Below are 11,345 nucleotides of genomic sequence, written 5' to 3'. Positions count from 1 at the left end.
AAACGCCCGGTTACATTCCGAACCCGGAAGCTAAGCCTTACAGCGCCGATGGTACTGCAGGGGGGACCCTGTGGGAGAGTAGGACGCCGCCGAACTCCTTTTAGAGCTCTGGCTCTTGGGCATCACAGCCCGAGAGCCAGAGCTTTTTTGCGTTGAGGTAAGGTCAGGGGGCATCGTTGGCACGTTTCCCCCAGGAGGCACCCGGGTGGAGGTTCAGGAGACTCGCGTCCAGACGGACCGTGTGCTCACCATCCCGAACATCCTCAGCATGGCGCGGCTCGTCGGCGTGCCCCTCTTCCTGTGGCTGATCCTGAGGCCTGAGTTCGGTGGGCCCAAGAGTGACGGCTGGGCCCTCCTGGTGCTGGCTCTGAGCGGCATCAGCGACTACCTGGACGGCAAGCTCGCGCGGCGCTGGAACCAGATCAGCAGCCTCGGCCGGCTTCTCGACCCTGCGGCCGACCGGCTCTACATTCTCTCGACATTGGTCGGCCTCACGTGGCGTGAGATTCTGCCCCTGTGGTTGACCGGCGTACTTCTCGCGAGGGAGCTGGTTCTGCTGGTGATGGTGGGCATCCTCCGTCGGCACGGCTATCCGCCGCCGCAGGTGAACTTCCTGGGCAAGGCCGCCACGTTCAACCTGATGTATGCCTTCCCCCTGCTCCTGCTCAGTGACGGAAGTGGTTGGATCTCGTCACTGGCTGCTATTTTCGGATGGGCGTTCGCCGGATGGGGTACAACGCTGTATTGGTGGGCAGGAGTCCTCTACGTGGTACAAGTCCGCCGCCTGGTCCGTGCGGACGCCATGACCGATTGAACTCGCGGATTCCTCCGCCCAGCGCGGTGCGATGGCCCGTGGTCGAAAAGTGCGGGAGAATCCTCGCGGGGGAAGTCGGCTAGACCGTCGTCTCTTCGAGGAGGACGCTTCCGACATGAAGGCCGTAGTGATGGCCGGAGGCGAAGGCACGCGCCTTCGTCCCATGACCTCAAGCATGCCCAAGCCGCTCCTGCCTGTGGCCAACCGCCCGATCATGGAGCACGTGCTGCGGCTGCTCAAAAGGCATGGGCTCAACGAAACAGTCGTGACTGTCCAGTTCCTGGCCTCGCTCGTCAAGAACTACTTCGGTGACGGCGAAGAGCTCGGAATGGAGCTCACCTATGCCAATGAGGAGAAGCCACTCGGTACCGCCGGAAGTGTCAAGAACGCGGAAGAGGCGCTGAAGGACGACGCCTTCCTCGTCATCTCCGGCGATGCGCTGACTGATTTCGACCTCACCGAGCTGATCAATTTCCACAAGGAAAAGGGAGCGCTGGTCACGGTCTGTCTGACCCGCGTGCCCAATCCTTTGGAGTTCGGTATCACCATTGTCGACGAGGAAGGCAAGGTGGAGCGCTTCCTGGAGAAGCCCACCTGGGGCCAGGTCTTCTCCGACACGGTGAACACCGGCATCTACGTGATGGAGCCGGAGGTCTTCGACTACGTCGAGGCCGATGTGCCCGTCGACTGGTCCGGTGACGTCTTCCCGCAGCTGATGAAGGAAGGCAAGCCCATCTACGGCTTCATTGCCGAGGGCTACTGGGAGGACGTCGGCACGCACGAGAGCTACGTGAAGGCGCAGGCCGACGTACTCGAGGGCAAGGTCGACGTCGACATCGACGGATTCGAGATCTCGCCCGGTGTGTGGGTGGCCGAGGGCGCCGAGGTGCACCCGGACGCCGTACTGCGCGGCCCCGTCTATATCGGCGACTACGCCAAGGTCGAGGCCGGCGCCGAAATCCGTGAGCACACCGTCGTGGGCTCCAACGTGGTGGTCAAGAGCGGCGCCTTCCTGCACAAGGCCGTCGTTCACGACAACGTCTACGTGGGCCCCCACAGCAATCTCCGCGGGTGCGTGGTCGGGAAGAACACCGACATCATGCGCGCGGCACGGATCGAGGACGGGGCGGTCATCGGTGACGAGTGCCTGATCGGTGAAGAATCGATCGTGCAGGGCAATGTGCGGGTCTACCCGTTCAAGACCATCGAGGCCGGCGCCTTCGTCAACACCTCGGTGATCTGGGAGTCCAGAGGACAGGCGCACCTCTTCGGTGCCCGGGGTGTCTCCGGAATCCTGAACGTCGAGATCACGCCGGAACTGGCCGTGCGACTGGCGGGCGCGTACGCCACGACCCTCAAGAAGGGCTCGACCGTCACCACGGCCCGCGACCACTCGCGTGGTGCCCGTGCGCTGAAGCGGGCGGTGATCTCCGCGCTGCAGGCGAGTGCCATCGACGTACGGGACCTGGAGAACGTGCCGCTGCCCGTGGCGCGGCAGCAGACCGCGCGGGGCAGCGCCGGCGGCATCATGATCCGGACGACTCCCGGAGTGCCGGACTCCGTCGACATCATGTTCTTCGACGGTCAGGGCGCCGACCTGTCGCAGGGCAGCCAGCGCAAGCTGGACCGGGTGTTCGCGCGGCAGGAGTACCGTCGTGCCTTCCCGGGCGAGATCGGTGACCTGCACTTCCCCGCCAGCGTCTTCGACTCCTACACCGGCTCGTTGCTGCGGAACGTCGACACGACCGGGATCGCGGAGTCCGGACTCAAGGTCGTCGTGGACGCGTCCAACGGAAGCGCCGGTCTCGTGCTGCCGAGCCTCCTCGGGAAGCTCGGGGTCGACTCGCTGACGATCAACCCCGGCCTCGACGAGTCCCGGCCCACCGAGACCGCCGACATGCGGCGGTCCGGCATGGTGCGGCTCGGCGAGATCGTGGCGTCCTCGGGGGCCGCGTTCGGCGTGCGGTTCGACCCGGTCGGTGAGCGGCTGTCGCTCGTCGACGAGAAGGGCCGGATCATCGAGGACGACCGGGCGCTGCTGGTGATGCTGGACCTGGTCGCCGCCGAGCGGCGCAGTGGCCGGGTCGCCCTGCCGGTGACCACGACCCGGATCGCCGAGCAGGTGGCGGCGTACCACGGGACCCAGGTCGAGTGGACGACGACCTCTCCCGACGACCTCACGCGCGTGGGCGGTGAGGAAGGGACGATCTTCGGCGGCGACGGCAAGGGCGGCTTCATCGTCCCCGAGTTCAGCAGCGTGTACGACGCCACCGCGGCCTTCGTGCGGCTGATCGGGCTGGTGGCGCGGACGCAGCTCACGCTCAGCCAGATCGACGCGCGGATTCCGCGGGCGCACGTCCTGAAGCGGGACCTGGCCACCCCGTGGGCCGTCAAGGGGCTCGTGATGCGGCGGGTCGTCGAGGCGGCCGGGGACCGTTTCGTGGACACCACGGACGGTGTGCGCGTGGTGGAGACGGACGGGCGCTGGGTGATGGTGCTGCCCGACCCGGCCGAGGCCGTCACCCACCTGTGGGCCGAGGGGCCGGACGACGCCTCCGCGCAGGCCCTGCTGGACGAGTGGTCGGCGGTCGTGGACAGCGCCGGCCGGTAATACCGCCTGCACGCGTGCGTGCCGGACAAGTGTCCCCAACGGGGCCTGTCCGGCACGCCGGTGGGGCCGTTCGGCGGTAGTGGCCGCGACGTGCGACGATGTGCGGCATGCCGCAGCAACCCCCCATTCGGAGCACACCCACGCGGCCCCGGCGTCCGGACGCGTCCATGTCGTTGATCACCAACGTCATGGACCACAGCCTCGACGACGGCTACGCCGAGGCCGCCGCGCGGAAGAAGGCCGCGGGTGACGGTGGCATGCCGAAGACCCTCCGGGCGAAGCTGGGGCTCGCCGCCGGCCTGGTGCTCGCGGCCCTGGTCGTGACCGTGGGAGCGGCGCAGGCGCGAGTCGCCGCTCCGGTCGTCGCCAAGGAGCGCGAGGAGCTGATCGACCGTATCGACCGGGAGACCGAGGCGGCGGATCAGCTGGAGGACACGGTCGACGAGCTGCGCGAGGACGTCAGTGCCCGTCAGCGCGAGGCGCTGAAGCACAGCGGTGAAGGCGCTCGGTCCGAGCTCGTCGGCATCCTGTCGGGGTCCGTCGCCGTGCATGGCCCCGGTGTGAAGCTCGTGGTGAACGACGCCAAGGAGGCCGGCACCGGTGGTGACGGTGACCCGCGTGGCAGTTCGGGCTTCTCCGACACGGGCCGGGTGCGTGACCGGGACATGCAGCGCGTGGTCAACGGTCTGTGGGAGTCGGGGGCCGAGGCGATCTCCATCAACGGGCAGCGGCTGACGGCGCTGTCGGCGATCAGGGCCGCGGGAGACGCGATACTGGTCGACAACAAGCCGCTGGTGCCGCCGTACACGGTGCTCGCGGTGGGGGACGGGCAGCGGCTGAGCACGCGGTTCCAGGACAGCGCGGACGGCTTGTATCTGAACGCGCTGCAGGAGAGCTACGGCATCAGGACAGGCATCTCCGTGGAGGACGACCTCCGGCTGCCTGCCGCGCCGAGTGTGATCGTACGTACAGCACAGCCGAGCACTGAGAAGAGCGAGAAGGGCACATCGTGATCGCCGTACTGGGCCTCGTCGTGGGAGTCGTGGCCGGCCTGTTGGTCCGGCCTGAGGTTCCGGCGGTGGTCGAGCCTTATCTGCCGATCGCCGTCGTGGCGGCTCTGGACGCAGTCTTCGGGGGTCTGCGGGCCATGCTCGACGGGATCTTCGACGACAAGGTCTTCGTGGTGTCGTTCCTGTCGAACGTGGTCGTGGCCGCGCTGATCGTCTTCCTGGGCGACAAGCTGGGCGTGGGGGCCCAGCTGTCCACCGGTGTGGTGGTCGTGCTCGGCATCCGGATCTTCTCCAACGCCGCGGCGATCCGCCGGCACGTGTTCCGGGCGTGAGGCCGATGAGCGAGCACGACGAGACGCGCCCCGGGGAGCAGGGCGACACGCGCGCGGAACGGCCTGAAGGTGGCGGTGACGCCGGGAACAGGCTGCGCAAGGAGCTGCCGCAGGAGGTGTCCGCCCCGGTGCCCGCCGCGCGGGAGACGCCCCCCGCTGAGACCGAGTCCGCCCCTGAACCGGCCGCTGTGCCCGAGGCGGCACCCGAGCCGCGGCTGACCGGCAGGCAGCGCCTGGTGCAGGGGCTGTGGCCGCCGCGTGTCACGCGGGCCCAACTCATCGTGGCGCTGCTGTTGTTCGGCCTCGGGTTCGGTCTGGCCGTGCAGGTGGCGTCCAACAGCGACGGCGACAGTGCCCTGCGCGGAGCCCGGCAGGAGGATCTCGTCCGCATCCTCGATGAACTGGACGACCGTACTCAGCGTCTAGAGGACGAGAAGCAAGGTCTCGAGAAGCAGCGGGACGAGCTGGAGAACAGCTCGGACCAGGCCGAGGAGGCCCGGAAGCAGACGATCGAGAAGGAACGGCAACTCGGCATCCTGGCGGGCACCGTGGCCGCGCAGGGGCCCGGGATCACCATGACCATCGAGGACACGAAGGGGACGGTCGAGGCGGACATGCTGCTCGACGCGATCCAGGAGCTGCGCGCGGCGGGTGCCGAGGCGATCCAGGTGAACGGCGTACGCGTGGTCGCAGGCACGTATCTCGCGGATTCCGGCAAGGGCGTGAGCGTCGACGGGAACAAGATCAACGCGCCCTATCGTTTCAAGGTCATCGGCAAGCCGCAGGACCTCGAGCCGGCGCTCAACATCCCCGGAGGCGTGGTGCAGACTCTCGAGAAGGAACAGGCCACCGTGACCGTCGAGCGATCGACCAAGATCGTCGTGGATGCCTTGCGAGCGGCGAAGCGGCCTGACTACGCTCGGTCGTCCTCCCAGTGAACCGGGGGTGCATGGGCGACGTTCGGCGAGGGCATGAGGTTGCGGGGGGTCGGCGCACCGAATGGGTGGTGCGTGGTGGAAACTGTCTGGTGCAGACGGACGTTGTCAGGATGTCCGGGTCGGCCAGAGTGTTCAGTCAGGGTTCGTCCTGCCCCACGGGCGGGTCTGTTTCGGTCAAGGGGAATCGCCCGTGAAGTTGTTTGCGAAGTTGTTCGGCAAGAGCGCGCGAGAGGGTAGCGACAACGCCACCGCTCGTCATCGCGCACAGCCTGACGCGGAAGGCCAGCGGCCGCTCTTCCGCGACCAGGTCGCTGGTCCGGGTGGTGACATCGCCGGAGGTCAGGGCGCGCCGTCGGTTGACCCTGCGCAGCCCGGCGGCATAGGTTTCGGCCAACCGGCAGCCTCAAGTGCGGGTGGAGGGTTTTCCGACCCGTATGCGTCCCACGCTTCCGGCGGGCAGCCGCGGCAGGAGGATCCGATGTCGGCCCTGGTGTGTACGAGGTGCGGTAACCGCAACGCGGAGAACAGCCGCTTCTGCTCGAACTGCGGCGCGCCGCTGAGGGCGGGTGCGACTCCGGAGCGTCCGTCCGAGACGACGTCCACGATCTCCATCTCCGGTCTCGAGGCCTACGACAGCGAGACCACCGGCCAGACGCCGATGCCGACGCTGTCTCCCGAGGCGCAGGCGGCCGTGGACGCGCTGCCCCTGGGTTCCGCGCTCCTGGTCGTGCGCCGCGGGCCGAACTCGGGCAGCCGCTTCCTGCTCGACGGTGACCTGACCACGGCCGGGCGGCACCCGCAGAGCGACATCTTCCTGGACGACGTGACGGTCTCCCGGCGGCACGTGGAGTTCCGCCGCGGCCAGGACGGCTCGTTCACGGTGGCCGACGTGGGCAGCCTGAACGGCACGTACGTGAACCGCGAGCGGATCGACCAGGTCGCCCTGAACAACGGCGACGAGGTGCAGATCGGCAAGTACCGGCTGGTCTTCTACGCGAGCCAGCGGGGCTACTGACCCGGCTCGTCCGGGGAGCCCGGCGAAGGTCCGTCCGTCAGGGAAGGTCCATGCTTCGAACACCGAGCGGCGGTGCCGGACACGGCACCGCCGCCACGGACAGTGGGCTGATGAGCATCGGCACGGTGCTGAACGTGCTGCGCGACGAGTTCCCCGAGGTCACCATCTCCAAGATCCGTTTCCTGGAGGCGGAGGGGCTCATCGAGCCGCAGCGGACCCCCTCGGGGTATCGCAAGTTCAGCGCCCACGACGTCGAGCGCCTCGGCCACGTCCTGAGGATGCAGCGGGATCACTATCTGCCCCTGAAGGTGATCCGTGAGCATCTGGAGGCCGTGGAGCGCGGTGAGGCCGTCCAGCTGCCCGTGGTGGGCCGCCAGCGTGACGGCGAACCCGTGCCCGAGGTCCCGGAGGCGCCCACGGCGGCCAGGATCGGGCGTGCGGAGCTGCTCGCCGCCGCCGGCATCGACGAGCAGGCGCTCAAGGAGTGGGAGTCGTACGGGCTGCTCACTCCACTGGAGGACGGGGCGTACGACGCCGAGGCGGTCACGGTGGCCTCGCTCGTCGTCGAGCTGGGGCGGTTCGGGATCGAGCCGCGGCATCTGCGGGCGATGAAGGCCGCGGCCGACCGCGAGGCCGGGCTCGTGGACCAGGTGGTGGCCCCGCTCAGGCGGCACCGGAACCCGCAGACCAGGGCTCACGCGGAGGCACGCACGAAGGAGCTGGCGGGGCTCACGGTGCGGCTGCACGCCGCGCTGGTGCAGACGGCTCTCGGGGTACGGCTGCCCTGAGCAGCGGGCCGCGCGGGGGGCCGGATCAGGCGCCCGATCCCGGCCCGACTACCCAAACATCCCGAGCACGGCCTAGGGTTGCTGTGTGAACGAGCTCGATGTCGTAGGTGTCCGGGTCGAAATGCCCTCCAACCAACCGATCGTGCTGCTGCGTGAAGTGGGAGGCGACCGTTACCTTCCCATCTGGATCGGACCGGGGGAGGCGACGGCGATCGCCTTCGCCCAGCAGGGCATGGCTCCCGCGCGGCCGCTGACCCACGACCTGTTCAAGGACGTGCTGGAGGCCGTCGGCCAGGAGCTCACGGAAGTGCGCATCACGGACCTGCGTGAGGGCGTCTTCTACGCGGAGCTGGTCTTCGCCAGTGGCGTCGAGGTGAGCGCCCGTCCGAGCGACGCCATAGCGCTCGCGCTGCGCACCGGGACGCCGATCTACGGCAGCGACACGGTGCTCGACGACGCCGGCATCGCGATCCCGGACGAGCAGGAGGACGAGGTGGAGAAGTTCCGCGAGTTCCTCGACCAGATCTCTCCGGAGGACTTCGGCAGCAGCAGCCAGTGAACTCCGGGTCCGGACGGGCCCGGAAGGCCAGGAGCACCGGCGGTCGGTGAGGCGAAGGGGCGGCCCGGCGGACGATGTGGTCCGCGGCGGGGCCGCCCGACGCGTTGTGACGGGTGAATTGCCCGCATGTGCCGGTGGCGCATGAGAGCGTCACACGGGCCGCGCCGAGCGCATTCGGCTAGCCTTTCCCCGCGGTGGGGCACGGGAAACCACTCTTAGGGTGATTATCACTCGGCGTGGCGAGTGTGGCGATCGTTGACGCACCCCTGGTGACTGCCTACCGTCGAGAAGGCAGGTCAAGGACGGAGGTCGGCGTGAGTAGCAGCGGCGGCGGTACGGCTGGGGGCGGCCCCGAGCGCAGTCTCAGGGCGAGCGGTCCGTACCCTCCCCCCGGCTCACGGCTCCGCGCGAGCGGGGGATACCCCCAGCCGGGCGACGCGGCCGATCACGCTCCGCAGCGACCGACGGCCGTGCCGAGCAGCGGAGGGACGACGTCCATGGCGTCCGAGCAGATCGGCTACCGCGGTCCGACGGCCTGTGCGGCCGCCGGTATCACCTACCGGCAACTGGACTACTGGGCCCGTACGGGTCTCGTCGAGCCGAGTGTGCGCCCCGCCTACGGGTCCGGGACGCAGCGGCTGTACAGCTTCCGCGATGTGGTCGTCCTCAAGATCGTCAAGCGGTTCCTGGACACCGGGGTCTCGCTGCAGAACATCCGCACGGCCGTGCAGCACCTCAGGGAACGCGGTTTCCGCGACCTGGAGCGGATGACGCTCATGAGTGACGGCGCCACGGTCTACGAGTGCACCTCGCCGGACGAGGTGCACGCCCTGCTCCAAGGGGGCCAGGGGATCTTCGGCATCGCCGTCGGCGTGGTGTGGCGGGACGTCGAGAGCGCGCTGTCCCAGCTACACGGGGAGCGGATCGACACCGGCGAGACGCTGGTCGGGCCCAATCCGGCGGACGAGCTGGCGCGACGGCGCAACCGGGCCGTCTGAGCCGCCCCTGAGGCGGAGCTCCCCGGTGGTCACAGGAGGCGGGACGTTTCCGCATCCGGCGCCCGGATCCGAGAGCCCCTAGTCACACGTAAGCGGTTGCCCCGAGGCGGCCGCGGCGGTCCGGGGCGGTCGGCCGGGGCATTGTCAGTGGCGTAGTGCAGCATCGGAGATGTGAGAACCGCGCCCACGATCCTGCATCTCGACATGGATGCCTTCTTCGCCTCGGTGGAGCAGGCGTCCAAGCCGAGTCTGCGCGGGAAGGCCGTGGTCGTGGGCGGACTCGGACCGCGGGGCGTGGTGGCCACGGCGTCGTACGAGGCGCGGGTCTTCGGGGTGCATTCGGCGATGCCCATGGGGCAGGCACGGCGGCTCGCCCCCAACGCGGCGTACCTCGTGCCGCGCTTCGGGCTCTACAAGGCGATCAGCGAGCGCGTCATGGAGCTGCTGCGGGCGCTGTCGCCGCTCGTGGAGCCGTTGAGCCTCGACGAGGCGTTCGTCGACCTGGAGGCCGGTCAGGTGGCCTGGGACGAGCAGTCCGCGCGGCTGGTCGGTGCGCAGTTGCGTGCGGACATACGCGCGGTCACCGGGCTCACGGGATCGGTCGGGCTCGCCGCCTCCAAGATGCTCGCGAAGATCGCCTCGGAGCAGGCCAAGCCCGACGGCCTCGTGGTGATCGAGCCGGGCACCGAGCGGGCGATGCTCGGGCCGATGTCGGTGCGGACCCTGCCCGGGGTCGGGCCGGCGACGGGCGACCATCTGCGGCGCGCCGGGATCACCACCGTCGAGGAGATCGTCGAGGCGGGCGAGGACGAGCTGGTCCGGCTGCTGGGCAAGGCGCACGGGCACGGGCTGTACGCGATGGCCCTGGCGCGGGACGACCGGCCGGTGGTTGCGGAGCGCGAGGCGAAGTCCGTGTCCGTGGAGGACACCTACGACGTGGACATCCACGACCGGGTGCGGGTCGGTCTCGAGGTGCAGCGGCTGGCCGACCGGTGCGTGCGACGGCTGCGCGGGGCCGGTCTCTCCGGGCGGACGATCGTGCTGAAGGTGCGGCGGTACGACTTCTCGACGCTCACCCGGTCCGAGACGCTGCGGGGGCCGACGGACGACCCAGCGGTGATCGGGGAAGCGGCGGCCCGGCTGCTGGACTCGGTGGACACCACGGGCGGGGTGCGGCTGCTCGGAGTCGGGGTCAGCGGCCTCGCCGACTACACACAGGAGGACCTGTTCGCGCAGGCCGCGGGGGAGCGGGCGGTGGCCGAGGGGCCGGTCGAGGAGCACGCCGTGGCGCATGCCGAGGAGCAGCCGTCGCTCGCCGAGCGGCGCTGGCCCGCCGGGCACGACGTGCGTCACGCGGAGTTCGGTCACGGATGGGTGCAGGGCAGTGGGCTGGGCCGGGTCACCGTGCGCTTCGAGACGCCCGGCTCGGAGCCCGGGAGGGTGCGGACCTTCCGGGTCGACGACCCCGCGCTGGAGCCGGCGGATCCGCTGCCGCTGGTGTTACGAAGACCCGGGGAGTCCGGGGACGGGCGTGCCGGCCCCGTGGGTGCGCCGTCGGGGGCCGCTTCGTCCGGGGATCAGGTCGTCTGCTCGTCGGAGCCCGCCAGCTTGCCGAACTCGTGATCGGGGAGCGGGGGAGGGGCGGCGATGTCCAGGCCGTAGTGGTGGTAGAGCTGGAGTTCCTGCTCGGGGGAGAGGTGACGGCCCACGCCGAAGTCGGGGGCGTCCTTGATCAGGGCGCGTTCGAAGGGGACGTGGAGGGCGCCCTCGATAAGCTCGCTGGGCTCCAGGGGGACGAACGCGTCCCTGCTGAACAGGCCGGTCCGTATGGCCGCCCACTCCGGCTCGCCGGTGGCGTCGTCGAGGTAGACCTCGTCGATCGTGCCGATCCTGGTTCCGTTGCGGTCGAATGCCTTGCGGCCGATCAGGTTGCGCGGATCGATATCGGTACGCACGGGACCTCCACAGGGTCGCAACTCATCCGTAAGCACTACAAAACGGCACAATCGAGGAGGCGGCCACTCGAAGGTTCGTGCGTTGACCTCGCTGGTACGCTGGCAACGGCTGCTGACCCCGTGCGGGAGAGTCCTCCGGACACCATCGGAGGCGCCGAAGGAGCAAATCCTCCCCGGAATCTCTCAGGCACACGTACCGCACGGACGAGGTCACTCTGGAAAGAAGAGCGGGTGTCGACGGCTTCCGCTCTCACCGACGGTGAAAGCCGGACGCTTTCGGGCGATCCGGTGAAGCTCTCAGGTTGAGATGACAGAGGGGGAGGCC

At 69.1% G+C, this 11,345-nt stretch carries 11 protein-coding genes, 1 rRNA gene and 1 riboswitch; of the genes, 11 read left to right on the top strand and 1 reads right to left on the bottom strand.

Annotated elements, in window-relative coordinates; genetic code table 11:
* The 11 genes from rrf to CHR28_RS35040 form a co-directional block, all read left to right on the top strand.
* Window positions 1-95, top strand: a 5S ribosomal RNA gene (gene rrf, locus CHR28_RS35090); the annotation flags it as partial.
* A 110-nt stretch (window positions 96-205) separates the two neighbouring features.
* The gene (locus CHR28_RS35085; RefSeq protein ID WP_094057766.1) at window positions 206-814 is read left to right on the top strand and encodes a CDP-alcohol phosphatidyltransferase family protein; all 609 of its coding nucleotides are present in this window, start codon (window positions 206-208) and stop codon (window positions 812-814) included.
* Window positions 815-929: 115 nt separating this feature from the next.
* Entirely contained in the window at window positions 930-3,425 is a 2,496-nt protein-coding gene (locus CHR28_RS35080) for a mannose-1-phosphate guanyltransferase (protein WP_094057765.1), read from the top strand.
* 98 nt (window positions 3,426-3,523) lie between these two features.
* Window positions 3,524-4,438, top strand: a complete 915-nt coding sequence (locus tag CHR28_RS35075; RefSeq protein WP_094057764.1) for a DUF881 domain-containing protein — start codon at window positions 3,524-3,526, stop codon at window positions 4,436-4,438.
* Entirely contained in the window at window positions 4,435-4,767 is a 333-nt protein-coding gene (locus CHR28_RS35070) for a small basic family protein (protein ID WP_003988855.1), read from the top strand. The genes CHR28_RS35075 and CHR28_RS35070 overlap by 4 nt, the downstream gene beginning before the upstream one ends.
* 5 nt (window positions 4,768-4,772) lie before the next feature.
* Entirely contained in the window at window positions 4,773-5,705 is a 933-nt protein-coding gene (locus tag CHR28_RS35065; RefSeq protein WP_179272676.1) for a DUF881 domain-containing protein, read from the top strand.
* A gap of 61 nt (window positions 5,706-5,766) precedes the next feature.
* Window positions 5,767-6,720, top strand: coding sequence for an FHA domain-containing protein (locus tag CHR28_RS35060; protein ID WP_094057763.1), 954 nt, complete (start codon window positions 5,767-5,769; stop codon window positions 6,718-6,720).
* A 50-nt stretch (window positions 6,721-6,770) separates the two neighbouring features.
* A complete protein-coding gene (ftsR, locus tag CHR28_RS35055) occupies window positions 6,771-7,508 on the top strand; it encodes a transcriptional regulator FtsR (RefSeq protein WP_094057762.1) in 738 nt (245 codons plus the stop codon).
* A gap of 85 nt (window positions 7,509-7,593) precedes the next feature.
* Entirely contained in the window at window positions 7,594-8,067 is a 474-nt protein-coding gene (locus tag CHR28_RS35050; protein ID WP_003988851.1) for a bifunctional nuclease family protein, read from the top strand.
* Between the two features lie 314 nt (window positions 8,068-8,381).
* On the top strand, window positions 8,382-9,065 hold the full coding sequence (locus CHR28_RS35045) for a MerR family transcriptional regulator (protein ID WP_094057761.1): 684 nt from the start codon (window positions 8,382-8,384) through the stop codon (window positions 9,063-9,065).
* A gap of 171 nt (window positions 9,066-9,236) precedes the next feature.
* Window positions 9,237-10,688, top strand: coding sequence for a DNA polymerase IV (locus CHR28_RS35040; RefSeq protein ID WP_094057760.1), 1,452 nt, complete (start codon window positions 9,237-9,239; stop codon window positions 10,686-10,688).
* Here the strand turns inward: CHR28_RS35040 and CHR28_RS35035 are convergent.
* Complete coding sequence (locus tag CHR28_RS35035; protein ID WP_094057759.1) at window positions 10,643-11,020, bottom strand: PRC-barrel domain-containing protein; 378 nt, start codon at window positions 11,018-11,020, stop codon at window positions 10,643-10,645. The two genes, CHR28_RS35040 and CHR28_RS35035, sit on opposite strands and share 46 nt — an antisense overlap.
* Window positions 11,021-11,133: 113 nt before the next feature.
* A riboswitch (glycine riboswitch) is annotated at window positions 11,134-11,229 on the top strand.
* Window positions 11,230-11,345 lie beyond the last annotated feature (116 nt).

It is taken from the genome of Streptomyces sp. XY006 (assembly GCF_002237655.1).
In the GTDB taxonomy this organism is placed as follows: Bacteria; Actinomycetota; Actinomycetes; order Streptomycetales; family Streptomycetaceae; genus Streptomyces; species Streptomyces levis.
Note: the sequence above shows the minus strand (reverse complement) of the source record. Positions and strands in the feature narration are given on the sequence as shown.